General features: G+C 37.6%; 16 protein-coding genes and 1 tRNA gene. 14 read left to right on the top strand and 3 right to left on the bottom strand.

All coding sequences use genetic code 11. The features are described from left to right. Positions 1 to 325 precede the first annotated feature (325 nt). The 12 genes from HMPREF9072_RS08980 (at position 326) to HMPREF9072_RS08925 (ending at position 15,735) form a co-directional block, all read left to right on the top strand. Positions 326 to 2,740 (top strand): RND family transporter, encoded by a 2,415-nt coding sequence (locus HMPREF9072_RS08980; protein ID WP_009411411.1) that lies wholly within the window; start codon positions 326 to 328, stop codon positions 2,738 to 2,740. A 59-nt stretch (positions 2,741 to 2,799) separates the two neighbouring features. Beyond that, positions 2,800 to 4,074 carry an NAD(P)/FAD-dependent oxidoreductase gene (locus HMPREF9072_RS08975; RefSeq protein ID WP_009411410.1) on the top strand — a complete coding sequence of 425 codons (1,275 nt, stop codon included), beginning with the start codon at positions 2,800 to 2,802 and terminating at the stop codon, positions 4,072 to 4,074. A 152-nt stretch (positions 4,075 to 4,226) separates the two neighbouring features. Beyond that, the gene (locus HMPREF9072_RS08970; protein WP_009411409.1) at positions 4,227 to 5,327 is read left to right on the top strand and encodes a methylmalonyl-CoA mutase family protein; all 1,101 of its coding nucleotides are present in this window, start codon (positions 4,227 to 4,229) and stop codon (positions 5,325 to 5,327) included. Then, positions 5,311 to 5,892: a hypothetical protein gene (locus tag HMPREF9072_RS08965; RefSeq protein ID WP_009411408.1), complete on the top strand. Its 582-nt coding sequence runs from the start codon at positions 5,311 to 5,313 to the stop codon at positions 5,890 to 5,892. The genes HMPREF9072_RS08970 and HMPREF9072_RS08965 overlap by 17 nt, the downstream gene beginning before the upstream one ends. Before the next feature lie 451 nt (positions 5,893 to 6,343). After that, positions 6,344 to 7,204, top strand: coding sequence for a glycoside hydrolase family 25 protein (locus tag HMPREF9072_RS08960; protein ID WP_009411407.1), 861 nt, complete (start codon positions 6,344 to 6,346; stop codon positions 7,202 to 7,204). A 1-nt stretch (position 7,205) separates the two neighbouring features. Next, complete coding sequence (locus HMPREF9072_RS08955) at positions 7,206 to 7,793, top strand: 5-formyltetrahydrofolate cyclo-ligase (protein ID WP_009411406.1); 588 nt, start codon at positions 7,206 to 7,208, stop codon at positions 7,791 to 7,793. A gap of 122 nt (positions 7,794 to 7,915) precedes the next feature. After that, positions 7,916 to 9,115 carry an HmuY family protein gene (locus HMPREF9072_RS08950; protein ID WP_009411405.1) on the top strand — a complete coding sequence of 400 codons (1,200 nt, stop codon included), beginning with the start codon at positions 7,916 to 7,918 and terminating at the stop codon, positions 9,113 to 9,115. An 8-nt stretch (positions 9,116 to 9,123) separates the two neighbouring features. Beyond that, positions 9,124 to 9,753 carry an HmuY family protein gene (locus HMPREF9072_RS08945; RefSeq protein ID WP_009411404.1) on the top strand — a complete coding sequence of 210 codons (630 nt, stop codon included), beginning with the start codon at positions 9,124 to 9,126 and terminating at the stop codon, positions 9,751 to 9,753. 70 nt (positions 9,754 to 9,823) lie between these two features. Beyond that, a complete protein-coding gene (locus HMPREF9072_RS08940; protein ID WP_009411403.1) occupies positions 9,824 to 11,767 on the top strand; it encodes a TonB-dependent siderophore receptor in 1,944 nt (647 codons plus the stop codon). A 482-nt stretch (positions 11,768 to 12,249) separates the two neighbouring features. Next, positions 12,250 to 12,558, top strand: a complete 309-nt coding sequence (locus HMPREF9072_RS08935) for a DUF4834 family protein (RefSeq protein WP_009411402.1) — start codon at positions 12,250 to 12,252, stop codon at positions 12,556 to 12,558. Positions 12,559 to 12,592: 34 nt separating this feature from the next. Further along, a complete protein-coding gene (locus HMPREF9072_RS08930; RefSeq protein ID WP_009411401.1) occupies positions 12,593 to 14,980 on the top strand; it encodes a YfhO family protein in 2,388 nt (795 codons plus the stop codon). Continuing rightward, positions 14,977 to 15,735 (top strand): hypothetical protein, encoded by a 759-nt coding sequence (locus tag HMPREF9072_RS08925; RefSeq protein ID WP_009411400.1) that lies wholly within the window; start codon positions 14,977 to 14,979, stop codon positions 15,733 to 15,735. The genes HMPREF9072_RS08930 and HMPREF9072_RS08925 overlap by 4 nt, the downstream gene beginning before the upstream one ends. Positions 15,736 to 15,874: 139 nt before the next feature. Here the strand turns inward: HMPREF9072_RS08925 and HMPREF9072_RS08920 are convergent. The 3 genes from HMPREF9072_RS08920 to HMPREF9072_RS08910 all read right to left on the bottom strand — a co-directional run bounded on the left by HMPREF9072_RS08920 (position 15,875) and on the right by HMPREF9072_RS08910 (position 17,743). Continuing rightward, a tRNA-Leu gene (locus HMPREF9072_RS08920) sits at positions 15,875 to 15,954 on the bottom strand. A gap of 87 nt (positions 15,955 to 16,041) precedes the next feature. Next, positions 16,042 to 16,950 (bottom strand): bifunctional UDP-sugar hydrolase/5'-nucleotidase, encoded by a 909-nt coding sequence (locus tag HMPREF9072_RS08915; protein WP_034566327.1) that lies wholly within the window; start codon positions 16,948 to 16,950, stop codon positions 16,042 to 16,044. Positions 16,951 to 16,957: 7 nt separating this feature from the next. After that, on the bottom strand, positions 16,958 to 17,743 hold the full coding sequence (locus HMPREF9072_RS08910; RefSeq protein ID WP_009411398.1) for a 5'-nucleotidase C-terminal domain-containing protein: 786 nt from the start codon (positions 17,741 to 17,743) through the stop codon (positions 16,958 to 16,960). 34 nt (positions 17,744 to 17,777) lie between these two features. Between HMPREF9072_RS08910 and HMPREF9072_RS08905 the strand changes: the two genes are divergently transcribed. Together HMPREF9072_RS08905 and dapA are read left to right on the top strand one after the other, a co-directional pair. After that, positions 17,778 to 18,326: a hypothetical protein gene (locus tag HMPREF9072_RS08905; protein ID WP_002671644.1), complete on the top strand. Its 549-nt coding sequence runs from the start codon at positions 17,778 to 17,780 to the stop codon at positions 18,324 to 18,326. A gap of 7 nt (positions 18,327 to 18,333) precedes the next feature. Further along, positions 18,334 to 19,206, top strand: coding sequence for a 4-hydroxy-tetrahydrodipicolinate synthase (gene dapA / locus HMPREF9072_RS08900; RefSeq protein ID WP_002671641.1), 873 nt, complete (start codon positions 18,334 to 18,336; stop codon positions 19,204 to 19,206). The last annotated feature ends 7 nt before the right edge of the window (positions 19,207 to 19,213 follow it).

Below are 19,213 nucleotides of genomic sequence, written 5' to 3'. Positions count from 1 at the left end.
TAAGCTAACCCCACCCTCCTAATAGCCTTTTTTCGCTAAAATCCCTCTCAGTCCACTTCTGATATTTTTCGTTTTCCTCCGAAGTTCAAGCCCCTCCCGATATTCTCCAACTAATTCCCACATTTTCTAATTCCCACATTTCCTCATTTTCTCATTTTCTCATTTGCTAATTAAGTTACGCCATCTATCTCTTACGTCAAACTCCCTATCAATTCATAAAATCATTATTAATCATTAACCGCTAACCATTAATCATTGATATTTATTTTTGTAATTGTATATTATTTTGTACTTTTGCGCCCTCAGAAAATAAAGAGATATCAAGATGTTTAGATGGATAAAAGCCAGCTTCTGGGGTACCATTGCGGGCTTAATATTGCGCAACCGAATTGCTTTTTTACTACTCATAGCTGCTATCACTGGGGGCTTAGCTACACAGTGGAAGAACGTGCGCTTTACTTTTACCGAAGCAAATATGCTCCCCGATGATCACCCTGTGAATATGGAGTACAAGCACTTCCTCGATAAGTTCGGCGAAGAAGGTAACTTGATATTAATGGCGTTAGACGACAAAAAAATCTATACACCTGAGGTACTCAACAAATGGATTGCCCTTAGTAACGAACTAAAAAAGTTCAAACAGATAGACGCTGTTATCTCTATCGACAATTTGCCTATCTTAGTGAAAGACACTACCCAGCAGCGCTTTATTACCCATAAGTTTATCGAAGGAAAAGTAAAAAACCAAACTGAAGCTGATAGTCTCAAAAAAGTACTTTCCGAGAAACTGCCTTTCTACGAAGGTCTCATCTACAACAAGAAAACGAATACCTTGCAAACAGCCGTGTATATGAACAAAAAGATTGTCAATACACAAGCCCGCAAGGATTTTATCCTAAACGATTTTATTCCCATAGTCGAGAAGTTCGAAGCGCAAACCGGACTCAAAGTGCACACTTCGGGTATGCCTTATATTCGTACCCTCAGCGCTCAAAACATAATGGACGAGATAGGGTTATTCATCTTGGCTGCCCTACTCTCTACTTCAGCCATCTTCTTTTTCTTTTTCCGTTCATTTAGGGCGATGTTTATCTCTATGGGCGTGGTATCGATTGCTGTAATGTGGGTATTTGGTTTTCTAGGGCTTTTCGGCTACGAAATCACCATTCTCACAGGACTTATTCCGCCTTTGGTCATTGTAATTGGTATCCCGAACTGTGTATTCCTCATCAATAAATACCAACAAGAAATCAGTAAGCACGGCAACCAAGCCAAGTCGCTTATTAGGGTAATCCGCAATGTAGGCAATGTAACCCTGCTCACCAACCTCACTACGGCTATCGGTTTTGCTACCTTTATTTTTACCGAAAGTTCTTTGCTCAAACAGTTTGGGGTCATTGCTTCTATCAATGTAGTATCTATCTTCTTCATTTCTCTATTGCTAATCCCTATTATTTACAGTTATATGCACATACCTCAGGAAAAACACCTAAGGCATTTGCATCGCAACTGGATAGGTGGACTCATCAAATTCATTGAAAATACAGTTAAACACCATCGCATTGCGGTATTTACAACAGCTATTGCATTGCTCATTTTGAGTATCATAGGCATTTACAAAATTAAAATTTCAGGGAGTCTCATTGAAGATATGCCTAAGTCAGCTGATTTTTTTGACGATATTACTTTCTTCGAGAAGAATTATGGTGGAATTATGCCTTTGGAAATCACTATTAATACGAAGCAGAAGAACGGTGTTACTCGGTTAGTGAATCTCAAACGCATTGACGAACTCTGCACTCATATCGAGGAAATTCCCGAAATATCCAAACCGCTTTCGTTGGTAAACTTGGTGAAATACGCCAAACAAGCCTATTACAATGGCAACCCTAAATATTATAGCCTGCCCACTACCCAAGAGCAAAACTTTATCCTTTCATACGTCAAAAACTCTAAAGGTAATGCTAATATGCTCTCCGCTTATGTAGATTCATTGGGGCAAACGGCACGCATCACTACTTTTATGAAGGATATTGGTACTGAGAAGATGCAACAAATTGAGGACAATATTTACACCAAAGCTCAAAAGCTTTTCCCAAGTAATAGGTATGAAGTGAAGATTACCGGTAAAGCCTATTTGTTTACCAAAGGTACTAATTATTTAGCTACCAACCTCATTTGGTCATTAGCCTTGGCTATTTTGCTCATTGCGCTCATTATGGCGTATATGTTCCGTTCGTTCAAGATGATAGTTGTCTCACTCATTCCTAACCTTTTACCGCTACTCATCACCGCAGGACTGATGGGATATTTTGGCATTCCGCTCAAGCCTTCCACTATACTTGTGTTCAGTATTGCCTTTGGTATTTCGGTAGACGATACTATTCACTTCTTAGCTAAATATCGCTTAGAGTTAGTAGCACGTAATTGGAAGATAAGCAAATCGGTATATGCAGCTTTACGCGAAACAGGAGTAAGTATGTTCTATACTTCTATCGTACTACTCTGTGGTTTCTCGGTATTCTTGCTCTCCAGCTTCGGAGGTACCAAAGCACTCGGCGGACTCATATCAGCTACTTTGCTTTTTGCAATGATGACGAACTTACTACTCTTGCCAAGTCTATTGCTTTTCTTAGAACGCAGTCTGTCCAACAAAGAAACTATCAAAGAACCTAAGATTGAGATATTCCCTAAGGACGAAGAAGAAGAAAACACTGAAAAAGAAAATAAAACATTATAATTACACATTGTTATCAGCTGATTGACAAATTTGTTAATTAGCTAATTAAAATAATCATTATGGAAAACAAAAAGCATATCGTAATTGTGGGCGGTGGCTTTGCTGGCTTAGAGCTAGTAAAAGTGTTAAACCGCTCTGGTAAATATAAAATTACCTTGGTGGATATGAATAACTACAATTTCTTTCCACCCCTACTATATCAGTTGGCTGCAGGCTTTATGGAGCCATCATCTATCTCCTACCCTTTCCGCCGTCTATTTCGCAAGTATAAAAATGCACGTTTCAGAATGGCTACCTTGCGAGAAGTCGTTCCATCGGAAAACAAACTCATCTTGAGCAATGGAGAACTGCATTATGACGTATTGGTAATGGCTACGGGAGCTGAATCAAACTTCTTTGGTAACAAAGATGTAGAAGAAAAAGCAATGCCTATGAAAACCGTAGGCGACGCCCTTATGCTTCGCAACTTAGTATACACCCGTTTGGAGCGCGCTACCCGTACTGAGGACAAAGAATTGCGCCGTAAGTTACTCTCTTTTGCTATTGCAGGAGCAGGTCCTACTGGGGTAGAGCTATCAGGCATCTTTGCTGAAATGAAACAGAACATTATGCGCAAGGATTACCCTGAGCTTACTTATGACGATTTAGGTGATATTTATCTCATCGACGGACAAAACACCGTACTTGCTCCTATGAGTAAAAAAGCCCAAGCATATACCGAAAAAATCTTGCTTAAAAAAGGTGTAAAACTCAAATTAGGAGTACAGGTAACCGATTTTCTGAATGACGAAGTATACCTTTCGGACGGTACCATACTTGATGCTCGTAACCTCATATGGGCAGCGGGGATTTCAGCTAAAACCTTCAAAGGTATTGACGACAAGCAATACTTGGGTCGTGGACGACGTATGAAAACCGATGCTTATAGCAAAATGGAAGGCTTCGAGAACATCTATGCAATCGGCGATTCATCTATTATGACTGCCGACCCTCACTTCCCTCAAGGGCACCCTCAGCTCGCACAAGTAGCCATACAACAAGCCAATAACTTAGGAAAAAACTTCAATAAAGATTTCGTAAACCCTACTCCTTTTAGTTATGTCGATAAAGGTTCAATGGCAATTATTGGTCGTAACCAAGCCGTCGCCGATTTGCCTAAACACATTTTCCTCAAAGGCTTCGTAGCGTGGGCTATTTGGGCGTTTATACACATAATGTCACTGGTAAACTTCCGCAACAAACTAAAAGCTTTGTACAACTGGATAGGTTATTATATCAGCAAAGACCAGTCGTATCGTATGGTGTTGCGCCCTACCGAAAAAGCTAAAGGATAAAATCTGGCTATCCTCTATACTTTGCCAAAGTTTGAAACATTGGCAAAGTTAAACCTACGTAATTACGAAAACATTATTTTGTTTTAATTTTTAAAGAATTTTTATTCAATTTCTCTCCCGTAACGGAGACTTCTTTCACTAAAAAGCAAAGAATGGAGAACACTGCTAAACAATGGAAACAACAACTGCAATACCTGCTGAAAGGAAGAGACTACGAGTCGCTTATATACACTTCAGCAGAGGACGTTCCTATCTTACCTTTTTACACTTCCGAGAACGTAAAAAGCCCTTATACAGTTGATATCCAAACACAAGTAGCTGTTCCTCTTTTTGTATCCGATAAAGAACAGACCCTCAAACGCATTGCTTTTTGGCAAAGCCAATCAGTTCACTTTTTTTTGCTCAACCTGCACACTGAGCTTATTCAAGACGAAGTACAACAATGGTTACCTACTGATTTACACTACTTGTTCACCAATGCCCTCACTGTAGATACCTCAACCTACCAAAACACAGGAGCTTCAATGGTGCAACAAATCGCTTTCGGAGTAGCCCAAATGCAGGAAATACTGACTACTTCAAAAGTAACCACTGCTTTTGTAAAAATAGCGGTTGGAGGTAGCTTTCTGTTAGAAATTGCCAAACTGCGCGCTTTTCGTCGCTTATTTAGCGAGCTCTACCCTACCCTACCCTTTCATTTAATAGCCGAAGTATCTCATAGAGGCTTATCTCTTCTGAAATCGTCGCATAACCAAAACTATGTACAGTTAGCTTACGAGGCTGCTGTATTAGGAGGTGCTGATTATTTATTGCCTAAAAATTCCCTTTTCTTTAAGAAGAACAGCGTAAATACCGAAAAAGCAAATGTAGCTACCATTCAGCAACTCACTGCTACCCGAAACGCAACACTGCTCAACGGAATGTATGCAATTGAAGCTATCAGCTACGAAATGTACAAGAAAGCTCTTGTGCTATACCAGCAAGTTCATAAACAAGGAGGATTGTCGGTTATGCTAAAAAACCACAGTCTGCAAAAACAAATAAAGGCTAAGGCATCGCAAGAACAACAGTTTTTTAATACACAGTGTACTACTTTCTTTCCTGAAAATAGTACCGTTGAAGTTTATCCACGTAAAGAATGGGATTTCTATCCTTTTACCAAAAATCACACCGCTGACTCATTAACACCCAAACGCCTCTGGGAACCCTTTGAAAAAAGAATAAAACAAGAAATGTATGAGCAAAAACAATGAAACTATGGCTGGTTTGCCACCTTATGAACGCGGGTATCGCGCAATGGGGTATTTAGAAGGAATGCCCTCTTTGCGCATCGTGGCTATGGAAGAAGAAAGCATTTCGCCTAACGAACCCACTGAAATACTTTATCAGAACATCGAGAATTTTACACAAAGCAAAGCATCTTGCAAATCATTAGTGATAACTGCTATTGATACTTTGCCCCAAGCCTTATCGCTAAAAGAAGCTCAATACCTCTATATACCTGCATCTCTTCTTTTAGAAAACACCATTAGAGAAACTTTCATCCACATTCTTACTCCCAACGACAAACTGCGTATTTTAGTAGATAGTGCTCACAATGGTTTTGAAATCATTGCAATGCTCCGTACTTTGCGCGCTCTTGCCCAACTGCCTATCACCTGCTTAGTTCATTCTATCACCGATTATCTATACGCCCTTATCGCCCAATCCGACGATTTGATATGTGATATTAAAAACAAAGAGTTGGCTTCACCTGAAAACCAATTCCTAATAGAAAATAGTTTAGTTACCAAAACTATCGACCCATTCTTCCCCTAAGCCTCACTTTTATTAGGCAAAACGCTCAAAACAGCATTTCATTAGCTCCACTTTACCTTCACTTTGAGAGCACTATTTCTTCGTTCATTGTTCGTCTTTTCTTCGTCTTTCTTATAAGCTTCCTATAAGCTTCTCCCAAATTAATCATTAACCATTAATCATTAACCATTAAACAAGATTTTCTATAAGCTAAGCATCCCCACCTAATAGCTTTTTCTCTTCAAAATTACCCTCAGTCTGCTTATGATGTTTTCGTTTCACTTCGGAAACTACGTGTCTATTCGAGTTTCTCTGAGTCCTTCCTACGATTCCTACAAGTCCGACCAATCAAATAACTATTTTTATCCCTACTCATCATTTGCTAACTCTCACATCTGCTAATCGGCTAATTCGCTAATTAATATTTTTAAAGATTTATACGTAATTCAGATTTTTAATGTATATTTGCAAAATGAAAAAGAAAAAGCTACAAAGAAGTAAGTCTCATATATCTGCAAAAAAGAAATCTCCATTTGGGAACTTTTTTACTGTAAGCCTCCTATGCATTTTGTTGTTGGGAGTAGGTAGCGTTTTCTATATCAGAACCTATTATCCTGCCATTTACCAAAAAATACTAAACAAAATTACAGCCCGTAAAATAAACTCTACCTACGAAAGCAATCGTATTGAACATATCGTAAGCCTCTACTACGATAAAGTCTTCGGCATCGACCTTTCGCACTATCAAGAACGCGAAGAAATAGAATGGGATAGCCTCTACATCCGAAATAAAACTGCAAAATACCCTATCCAATTTGCCATTTTTAGAGCAACAATGGGGAACGATGGAACCGATAAGAACTTTGCACACTTTTTTTCAGAAGCTAAAAAACACCAACTTATCAGAGGAGCTTACCATTACTATCGTCCAGACGAAGACCCTAAGCTACAAGCAAACTCCTACCTGAAGAATGCTCAGTTGGAAAAAGGAGATTTCTTACCCATTTTAGATATAGAACAATTGCCTAAAAAGAAATCCAAAGAACAGTTTATTAAAGATGTACAAACGTGGTTAGATATTGTTGAAAAACACTACAAACACAAACCTATTATCTATACTTACATTAGTTTTTACGAAGATTATTTGTATCCCACATTCAAGCAATACCCATTATGGATAGCCAATTATAATAATGTGTCAGTCCCTACCTCTGTTTTTTCTTGGCAGTTATGGCAATTCACTGAAAATGGTATTACTGCGGGAGCAAAAGTCAAAATAGATTTTAATATTTTCAATGGTGATAGTAGCGAACTGAACAAACTCTTATTGTAGTATGACAAAAAAAGAACTCAGGACACTCTATAAGCAAAAACGCAATGCCCTATCAGCTGAGGAGCGAGACCTCCTCAGCCAACAAATAGCTGAAAGGTTACTTCTTTTTCCTGATTCTTTATGGGAGTATCACACTTACCATATATTCCTCCCCATAGAACGATTAGCTGAAATAAACACAAATTATATATTGGACATACTGCGCGATAAGAATAAGCAAATAGTAGTCCCTAAAATGGATAGCAATACTCGCACACTGTCCTCTATTCTTCTCACCAAAGATACTCAGCTCATTAATAACGCTTGGGGTATTCCCGAACCTAAACAAGGTGTTATTATAACTCCCGAAACCATAGATGTAGTATTCGTTCCTCTTCTTGCCTATGACAAATATGGCAATCGGATAGGGTATGGCGGTGGCTATTACGACCGTTTTTTGAGTGAATGCAGAGGCAATACACTTAAAATAGGACTCTCCTACTTCCCCCCAGAAAATAACTTTTATGCTTTGAGAAATGCTACTGATGTTTTTTTAGATTATACTATCACTCCTTCTGCAAATTACACCCTCACAAAAAGAGAATATTGATAAGTTTCTATTGAGGAAAACTTTGCTTATATTGAACTTTTCAAAATAAAATACCATATTGTTTTGTATAATTCTAAATAAGTAGTATCTTTGCGCCGTCAAATCAAAATACAAACAATATTATGAGATTAAAATTTTTAGCTCCTGCGCTTATCGCAGGAATGACGGTGCTTACTACTTCTTGTAGTAAAGACGACAATCCGACCCCTATACCTTCTACTGCTAAAGAAGTTAAAGAATTAAATGTTTCTTCACAAACAGAGTGGGTGTATTTTTCTTTTTCAGAAGGGAAACAAGTAGAGGTAACCAATCCTCGCACAAGTGATAATTGGGATATCGCTTTCAATCGTTATAACGTAAAAACTAATGGTGGTACTTCAGGTATTGGAGGCGTGGAAGTAGCCAATACAGGAAGTAAAGTCTTTAATACTGTTACTCAATACCCTGGCATAGGATATGAGAAAGACATATTAGTAACTTCTTATGGGCGCCCACAACCAGGACAAACAACTCCTACTACTACAACTATCTCAGTTAATCCTGCCATTACAGGTACAGTACAAAGCCCTGACCCTAAAGGTTTTTATAATTATATGCCTCCTACACCAGGAAGCAATGCTCCTCATATTACACTTACCAAATATGTATATGTAGTAAAAACAGTAAAAGGAAAGTATGTAAAATTGCAAATTACTGAGTATACTAACGCTAAGGGTGAATTAGGTTATCTTACTTTTAAATATGATACTCTTACCTCACAAGCTCCAGTAGAAAAAGTAAACCTTACTTTTACCAAAGCAGTTGCAGAAGTACAATTAGATGCTACTGCCGATTGGCAATACTTTTCATTGGCAACAGGAGCAGTAGTAAGCGTTACCACTCCAGAAACTGATACTACTTGGGATATAGCTTTCAAAGGTTATTATGTAAAGCTCAATGGTGGTGTGAATGGTAAAGGAAAAGGAGAAGCTCTCAAAACAGAATCAAAAGATTTTGATGCTGTAAAAGAAACTGTAGTAGTAGGTTTTGAAAAAGACAAAGAAGTAACTTTTACTGGTAGAAACAGCTCTACTAAAGTAAACGTTTCACCAGTACTTACAGGAGGCTTTGGTTCTACAACAGGTACTATAAACATCAGTCCTAGCAATATAAAAAAATGGGGAGATGTTTACGCTCCTAATGAATGGGTATACATTATCAAAACAGCTGATGGTAAATACGCTAAAGTGCAAGTAACTGATTTTTATAAGGAAGTAAACAGCAAAAAAGCACCTAATTATCCTAAACTTAAATATCAATTGAGTGATAATCAAAGCAAATAATAAAGATTATGAAAGTTAGATTATTACTATCAGTTTTAGCTATAGCCCTTACTTTTGCTTCTTGCAGTAAGGACAATGATAGCAAAGAAGAGAAAAAAATCTCAAAAGGAACACAAGTGAAGAACTTGTACACTTTCAACAAAGATAATTGGGTATACTTTTCTTTTAAAAAAGGAGTTATAACTATTCAAGATCCTGAAAATAGCTTAGATTGGGATATAGCTTTTTTTGCTCATTATATCAAAACTAATGGTGGTGTATCAGGTAAAGGAGAAGGAGGAGCTATAAAAACTGACTCTAACGACTTTGACGCTGTTACTTCTGCTCCTACTGAAGGTTATACACAAGATGTAAAAGGTACAATGTCTTATGGATCTTATCCTAATCTAACAGAAAAAAAAGGTACTTTTTCTCCAATTGTATCTGGAGATTTTGAAACAAAAACAGGTTATGTTTCTCTTTCACCTAACAATATAGGGAAATGGCCAAGTGTGTATGCTCCTACAAAGTATGTTTACATAATTAAAACTGCAAAAGGAGAATATGCTGAATTTCAAGTTACCGATTTTTATAACGATGGGGCTAAACCTAACTACGTTACTTTTAGCTATCTAATTAGCAAAGATGGTAAGTTTTAAGCCTAAACAATAATCACACTGAGGCTGTCTTGATATAGGCAGCCTCTTTCGTCTAAATTAAATTATCAATATGCGAAAGATTTTTATCACTGCTTTTATTTCATTATTCTACTCACTATCTACCCTTGCTCAAAACGACAAGAAGGAAGATGAACCTATAAAACTCAATGAAATAATTGTAACGGCTACACGCGCTCAAAAGAACTTAAAAAACGTACCTATCACCGTACAAGTAGTTACCGCTGAAGATATTCGCAAATCGCAAGCTACCGACTTTCAATCGTTTTTAGAAACGGAATTTGCAGGTATCAACTTTACTTACGATGGAGGTATGCCCAATATTAATATGATGGGATTTGGAGGTAAATATGTGCTCTTTTTAATGGATGGCGAGCGTATGGCAGGAGAAACTTTTGACAATATTGACTATAATCGCATTGACTTGGATAATATTGAGCGTATTGAAATCATCAAAGGGGCTTCTTCCTCTCTTTATGGCTCGAATGCGCTAGGAGGGGTGATTAATATTATTACCAAAAATGCTAAGAAACCTTTTGAAGGTAGCGCGAGTTATCAGTACGAGAGCATCAAAAGTCATAAAGCGAATGTAGGCGTGGGGAGCAAGCAGAAATGGGGTAGTATCCGCCTGACATCTTTTTACAATTTCCGCGAACCTTATGTTTTGGAAGACAGCGAACCATTAACTGTTTATAAAAATGGTACAGCTGTTACCTCTGAAAAAGGAGAACTCAATATTGCGGGGTTTACTACTTATGGGGTTACCCCTAAACTTACTTTCAACTTATCACCTAAAATAGACCTTGCCCTTACACCTAACTACTACTTCAGCGAACGCAATCAAGGGACAGAATCTTCAAGGAAACTACGTGATAGATACTATAACTACACTTTATCGGCTAAATCTAACATTGCACTCACTGAGAGCAAAAAATTAAGCCTATCGGGGGCTTTTGACCGTTACGACAAGTTTAACTACTTCCCGTTATTAAAAGAAAAAGAAAAGAACTATGAAAACACCATATGGCGTGCAGGAATGCAATACAATCAATCGCTATGGGAAAAACATTCGTTAGTAGCAGGAGCAGAAATATTTTCAGATGAACTGCTCAGTTTCCGTTTTGATAATACAGGCACTGAAGCCAAAGAAAATGCACAAAACTACACTGCTTTCACCCAACAAGAATGGGCACTCTCACCTGCTTTCACTTTGGTAACTGGGGCACGTATAGATTATCATTCACTTTTTAAAGAACACTTTACCTATCGTTTGTCAGGAATGTTTAAGGTAGAGCAGTTTACTTTTAGAGGAGGTTTTTCCACAGGTTTCCGGTCGCCTACCTTGAAAGAACTCTACACTAATTGGTTTCACCCTTGGGGGGGTGGCTTCCAAATAATGGGTAACAAAGACCTTAAACCCGAAACCAGTAATAACCTTAACCTTTCAGTAGATTTCGACAGCAAGAAGGTGAATATTACCGCAATGACGCAACTCTCGTCGGTAAGAGATAAAATAGCCTTCCGCTGGACGGCTGCCAGTGATACTATTCGTTATGTAAATTTTAATGGCAATACTGAGATTGTAAGCTCTGAGATATCGGCGACTTATCACCCTACAAAAGCTTTCCGCTTTAAAGGTTCGTATGCTTACTACTACATTAGCAATAGTACAGGTGAAAACCGCCCGCATACTTTCACTGTAAAAGTTGAATACATTCCTAAGCGTGATGCCCTCTATATTCCTAACGTTGTGTTGAGTGGCAAATACGTAAGTGCTACCCGCATTCACGATACCGATAGTAATAACAATGAGCTCTATACCTATTATGAACCTTATAGTATATGGCATTTGCAACTATTCTCTAAACTTCCCTACCACCTCACCTTCACAGCAGGTATTGACAATCTTTTCGATTATGTAACTAAAACCACGAGTTTCTACTCCAGTATTTCTCCGGGGAGAACTTATCTGATAGGATTGAAGTGGATCTATTGATTTTCAAAAATAAGTTAGGTTAGAGGTAAGAATTTATATAAATTTTCATTCTGCTTTGTTTTTTCACTCAAAATAACTCTATTTTTTTCGAAATATATCAGAAGAATTCGGAAGTAGGAAATTAGGTGAAGAGTATAAGATAAGAGGTAAAGTGGGTATGGTTAGCTTATAGGAAGCTTATAGGACGCTTATACGAATCTTGGAAGATTGGTATAGAAAGGGTATATAAGTAGTTGATTTATACTATAATACAACAATGCCAAAAATGTTAAAAACAGGGTTACGAGGCGAAAGTAAGAGAAAGATAAAATCCTCTTAACACTCACTTACTCGGTAGTTATTGAGAAACTCTCCTAAAAAGAGGGGGCGTAGCGATGCAAAGGTAAAGGCAAAAATAAGGTAAAAGTGGAGTAGATTAGTAAATTTTACAAATTTGTTAGTTCATAATTATTTTATACCTTTGCACCAAAACTAAAAATAAAATGATGTCAGAAGCTTCTTTTTCAGGATTTATACAGACTATCCTTATTATTATATTAGTGTTTTGGGGACTGAGAATCCTACTGAGAATATTGGCTCCTTATATGATGCGTTTTTTCATAAACAAGGTAAGTGAAAGAATGCAAAAAGAATTCGAGCGTACCCAAAATCAGTACCAACAAAATGCTTATGGGCAAAATCGCTCAGAAGAGAAGGAAGGCAAACAAACTATTATAAATAAGAATTCTCATTCTAAAAACCCTGAAGCTACTAAGCAAGTGGGTGAATACATAGATTACGAGGAAGTTTGATTTAAGTAAGAGATAAAAGGTAAAAAATAACCAAATGAAAAAAATAGTCCCTCACGTTGTAGTAATAGCGCTATTTGCTGTAATAGCGCTTGCTTTCTTTTACCCTGTATTACAGGGAAAAGGTATCTTCCAAAGCGATATTGTTCAGTATACCGGTATGGCGAAGGAGCGCAATGATTACCGTCAAACAGAAAACAAAGAGACATATTGGACAAACAGCGCTTTTGGTGGTATGCCTACCTATCAGTTAGGGGCACAATATCCTAATGATTTTGTAAAGCAACTAGACAGAACATTACGCTTTTTACCTCGTCCTGCCGATTATCTCTTCTTGTACTTTATAGGCTTTTACGTCCTACTTTTGGTGTTAAAAGTGGATTACAAGAATGCTTTCTTGGGGGCTATTGCCTTTGGTCTTTCTACTTACTTGATTATTATTTTAGGGGCAGGGCATAATGCCAAAGCACACGCCATTGCTTATTTTGCTCCTTTATTAGCGGGTATCTTATTGGTATTTCAGCGGAAATACCTTTGGGGAGGATTACTCACAGCAGTAGCACTGGCGTTAGAAATCTGCGCTAATCACTTCCAAATGACGTATTACCTGCTTTTATTGGTATTGCTTTTAGGCGTAGGCTTCCTTTATAAAGCTATCAAAGAGAAACAACTCAAAGATTTTGCAAAAGCTATGGCGGTATTACTTGGGGCTGTAGTAGTGAGTGTACTGGCAAATGCCACTTTACTGCTCACGACTCGCGAATACGCCGATTGGAGCACCCGTAGTAAATCGACACTTACCATTACTCCTGATGGGACTCCGAAAGAGCAGAACAGCGGTCTACCAAAAGAATATATCACCGAATACAGTTATGGCATCAGTGAATCACTAAACCTTATCGTGCCTCGTCTTTTTGGGGGTTCTAACCACGAAAACTTAGGAGAAAACTCTAAGACCTATCAGTATTTGGTACAATTGGGGGTACCCCCTATGCAGGCATTACAAGAAACACAACGTTTACCCACTTACTGGGGCGACCAGCCTATCGTGGCTGCCCCTGCCTATATAGGAGCTGTGGTGTTCTTCCTATTTGTCTTAGCACTTTTTGTAGTAAAAGGGAGAATTAAATGGTGGCTTTTAATGGGCTCAGTAATGGCACTCGTACTTTCGTGGGGCAAGAACTTCGGACTGCTCACTGATTTTATGATAGACTACTTTCCGTTATACAATAAGTTTAGAGCGGTATCGTCTATACAAGTAATTTTAGAACTCTGCGTGCCTATATTGGCGATAGTAGGGTTACAACAGTTCTTAAAAACGCCTGAAGAGGAGCGCAAAAAATACTTGCTTTACAGTCTTTATATTTGTTTGGGGGTAATGTTATTGCTTTTCTTAGGAAAAGGATTCTTTGATTTCCAAAGTGCAAACGATGTGTATTACGGCAACAGAGAGATTGTGCAAATGATAGTGGAAGACCGCAAAAGTATTTACACTGCTGATTTGCTAAGAAGCACCGTACTTATACTGCTCACGGCTTTGGCTTTGGTACTTTATCAGTACAACAAAATTCCTCTTAGGGGAATGCAAATAGCACTCTTAGCATTGCTTTTCTTTGATTTGGGAGGAGTAGCCAAACGCTATGTAAACAAAGACAATTTTGTAGATAAATACCTAATAGAAAATCCTTTTGAGGCAACTCCTGCTGATATGGCGATTCTTCAAGACAAGAGCTATTATCGCGTATACGAACCTCAAGTGGGTATCAATGGCGCACGTACTTCGTTTTTTCACCATTCGATTGGAGGCTATCACGCAGCGAAACCTAAGCGCTTGCAGGAACTCTTCGATTACCAAATAGCCAAAGGAAATATGGAAGTGCTCAATATGCTGAACGTGAAATATATACTTTTGCGCAACCAAGAGGGAGAAATACAACCAATGCACAACGAAGATGCCTTAGGTAATGCGTGGTTTATAAAGCAACTTAGCTTAAAAAACAGTGATAATGAGATGATGAAAGCTTTAAAAGAGTTTTACCCTTCCGAAGAGGCTTTAGCAACGCTCAAAGATTTGAAAACAAACCTTCCATCACAATACACTGTGGATAGCACGGCTACGATTGCACTAAAACATATGCGCCCTGATGAATTAACTTACGAAAGTAACAATTCTCACGAAGGTTTTGCGGTTTTCTCGGAGATGTTCTACCCTCACGGCTGGAAAGCGACTATCGATGGCAAAGAGACGCCTATCTACCGTGTAGATTACACTTTACGAGGAATGTCTGTACCCGCAGGAAAACACGAGATACGCTTTGCTTTTGACCCCGAAGTAGTGAAAACAGGTAGTAGGTTAAGTCTTGTAGGGTGTATTTTATTGCTTTTATGGCTTGCAGGAGGTATTTTTGTACAATTTAAAAAATGAAAACACTTTTTACTACTATTGGACTACTGCTAATCAGTGTTATTCACGCTCAAGATTTTATAGGCAAAGAATGGCGCATTGATAATTTTTTAGGGGAGTTCCCTGACGTGACCGATGTGTATTTCCTAAAAACGCCTGAGAGTAAATATACTTTTGGCGACCGTATTCTCTTCAATTCAGATGGTACTTTCTCCTCCTGGTTAGTAGCCGAATGTGGTAATACCTGCTCTTCTCCTACTATAGGGACTTATCAAGCGGTAGGTAAGTATTTATCTATTCAGGTAGAGAAAATGGAAAAACGAGGGGTGGAATGTGATAGTATTCCTATAGAGCTCAATCTTAATCTCGGTAGTTATTATCTCCACAAAATCTCCAACGATGAATACTACCTCATTAAAAGTACTGGTAATTTTGCTACCGACAAACAGAAACTAAATGACGTAGCCACTTTACTGCGCTTTATCAAAATTTATGATATACGGGGCAAATCGCCTAATCCTTCTTTCCAACTGAAAAGTGATATTCCTAAAGACGAGCGCATTGGCAAATTCGTACGCAAACTCTTTCATCTCACTACTTATGAAATCCTCAAAGGCTTCCCTGATAACCATAGTACTCATTACCTTGTAAAAGACCTTAAAACTAACACCTATTACTACCTACGAGAGGAATATTTTAGCAATAAAGTTACTGTTTACTACTTTACTGAAAAAGACTTAAAACAACGTGCTAAAGAATTGAAAAAACAACGGTAAATAGGGAAGGAGAAAAGACAAAAGAGGTACCTAACAGAAGAAGCGAGAACCGAAGTAAAACCTAAAAAATAAATAGTTCTCAAAACTACTTTATATAAAAAAACAAAAAGGAGCCACAATAATGTAGCTCCTTTTATTGTACCTGAGGAGGGAATCGAACCCTCACTCCGAAGAACACGAGTTTGAGTCGTGCGCGTCTACCAATTCCGCCACTCAGGCTCCTTTTTAATTCGGTTGCAAAAGTACATAAGTTTTTTAAATATACAAAAAAAACGAGTACTTTTTTACAAAATAATTTATAACAACCTATACTTCAATAGTCACTGCTTTGTTTTTTACAAGGCTATCTTCCTCAAAAAAGAAGTCTACTCTTCCCAAATTAATACCATAACAACCTACTTGATTTACCAAAGTAGTTTTTCCTCTTTTATTTGTAACCAAAGTAGGGCGAGGTAAAAAAGTATGTGTATGACCTCCTATAATTAAATCGATATAAGAGGTTTGAGCAGCAACTTTTAAATCGGAGACCTTAGGGCTATTTTTGTAATCATATCCTAAGTGGGACAGACAGAGAATTAAATCACAATGTTCTTCATTATAGAGTTTGCGTTCCATATCTTGTGCTATCTCTATAGGGTTCAGATAAACTGTTTCGCCATATTGTTTTTTATTTACCAAACCTTCCAATTCAACGCCCAGACCAAAAACTCCTATTTTAATACCATCTACCATATAAATTTTATAGGGGTTTGTATACCCATTGAGGAGCGTTTTACTTACATCGTAATTAGAAATGATAAAATCAAACTTGGCGTGAGGAAGCTGTGCAAAAAGCCCCTCTACTCCATTGTCAAAATCGTGATTCCCTAAGGTAGCAGCATCGTATTTAAGCATTGACATTAGCTTAAACTCTAACTCACCTCCATAGAAATTAAAATAAGGAGTGCCTTGAAAAATATCCCCTGCATCGAAAAGCAAGGTATGAGAATTTTCTTTACGTACTTGGTCGATGAGATATGCCCTGCGCGCTATTCCTCCTTTATTAGGGTTATGAGGGTCAGTAATAGGGAAAGGGTCGATGTGACTGTGTACGTCGTTCGTATGCAAAATAGTAATTTGTTTTGCATTGCTTGGCTTCATTGATAGTGATAGACCTCCTACCCCCATTAGCAAAGATGAAGCTCCTATGTTTTTAATAAAAGTACGTCTTTTCATAATCGTATTATAGTTTATATTCAAATCGGTTATCTTTTTTAGCGTCTAATACATCTATTTTTTTGAAATAGTCAATCAGTACATTGCGAAGTTTATAATCAGTTTCATCTACTTTTAAAGAATTTTCGAAGAAGTACATCGCATCTCCCCCATTCATTAAATAATCGGAAGTAGCGACTATATAAGTAGCTTTAGAATCGAAAGGTTTCCCGTTGATATTGAAGTGAACCACCTTACCATCTTTGGTGATTTGCAAATCTATTTGCTTTGACAGAGGGTGAGGTTTTCGCTCTTTAATCAAATAGTTAAGAAGCTCTTGTACTTTCTCTCCTGACATTGTAAGTACTACTACTTTATTCTCAAAAGGCATTATATCATAAACTGAACCTACTGTAACATCACCTTTAGGCAAATCAGAACGAATACCTCCCCAGTTGAGCATTACAAAGTCGATATCCTTACCTGTACGTTTTTTGTAAAGAGGATTTACAATTTCGAAGGTAGCATCAGCCATAAAATTACCAATAGCGGTATTTAACGCTTTTTCTTTTCTATCTTTCACCAAATCGACTGGATTTTGAGCTAAGACGGTAGACATCTCAGAGGATATGTGTTCGCGATATGGTGCGATAAAGTTTTCTATTTCAGCTTTTTGTGAAATAGTATCGGTAATAGGAATGTTTATAGCTTTTACTCTTGTAAGCTGCGTTTTAGACGAAGAGCAAGAGGCTAAAAATCCTATTGTTACAAGCAATACAAAAAAATAATGCTTCATTACATCAAACTTTTTCATAAATATATTTCTATTTTAAAAATTATTTTTACCTTTGCAATCACACGCAAAATTACAATATATTTTGGACATCGTAAAAAATTATAACATAAAAAATAAAATTCGGAAGAATTTTAAAGCCTTAGAAAGTTATAACAAAAGGTTAGACAACAACTTAGCAAAAGTTGGTTGTATTGTGGATATGGATGTAGTGAAGAATGTAGACCCCTTATTGGAGCTTATAAAATACTATTCCATTCGCCCTGAGAACTATATTGTCTTAGGATATAAGCGTGAATCAGAAGAAACTCACGCTAATGGAACTCCTTTTCTGATTGATAAGGAAATTAATTGGCAAGGAAAGATTAGGAATTACCACGCCGATAGATTAGCTGAACAAGAGTATGACTTGCTCATTAATTATTTTAGTGAGCCTAAATTGCCATTGTTGCTATTATCTTCGTCTATCAAAGCTAAATTAAGAGCTGGTTTTGAAGGAATAGGGCTACAGTACAACGATATTGTGATAGCTTGTTCTCCTGCTGATGAAAAGGTTTTTGCTAATGAATTAAAAAAAATATTAGAAACCATTATTCGCAAATAAAAAAATTATGACAAAACAACTAAGAGGAACTGGTGTGGCTCTTATCACACCTTTCACAGCTGAGAAGCGGGTGGATACTAAGGCTCTTACCCGTATAGTAGAATATGTAACTGATGGTGGAGTAGATTTCATTGTAGTTTTGGGAACTACCAGCGAAGCTCCTACTCTCAGTAAGGAAGAAAAGGCTCTTGTGCGAGAGACTATTATCAAGGCTAATAAAAAGCATTTACCCTTAGTATTAGGTATTGGGGGCAATAATACCCAAAGTGTTATTGAGGAAATCAAGAGTACGGATTTAACCCCTTTTGATGCGATTCTATCTGTAACGCCTTATTACAATAAACCTTCGCAAAATGGTTTATATGCACACTTTGCAGCAATAGCCAAAGAGAGTCCTTTACCTATTATTTTATATAATGTACCTGGGCGCACAGGGGTATGTATGACCGCTGAAACCATATTGCGATTGGCTAATGACTTTAAGAATATTATAGCTGTAAAAGAAGCTTCTGGCAATTTAGTGTTAGATATGAATATCTTAAAAGATATGCCTAAACATTTCACTTTCTTATCAGGAGATGATACTACGACCCTTCCTTCAGTATATATGGGTGGTAGTGGAGCAATTTCGGTGATTGGGATTGCTTTCCCTAAAGAATTTTCTGAGATGGTACGGTTAGGGTTAAACGGTAATACTTCTAAAGCTAATACATTGCAATACGAATTGTTACCTATGATGGCTTTAGCTTTTAAAGAAGGGAACCCCACAGGAATTAAAGCTATTTTAGCTGCTCAAGGCTTATGTGAGCCCTATGTGCGTTTGCCTTTGGTAGAGGCTTCGGATAGTTTAAAAGAAGAAATAAGAAAAGCTTTAAAATAAAGGGCAT

This window comes from Capnocytophaga sp. oral taxon 324 str. F0483 (genome assembly GCF_000318315.2).
GTDB lineage: Bacteria > Bacteroidota > Bacteroidia > Flavobacteriales > Flavobacteriaceae > Capnocytophaga > Capnocytophaga ochracea.
Note: the sequence above shows the minus strand (reverse complement) of the source record. Positions and strands in the feature narration are given on the sequence as shown.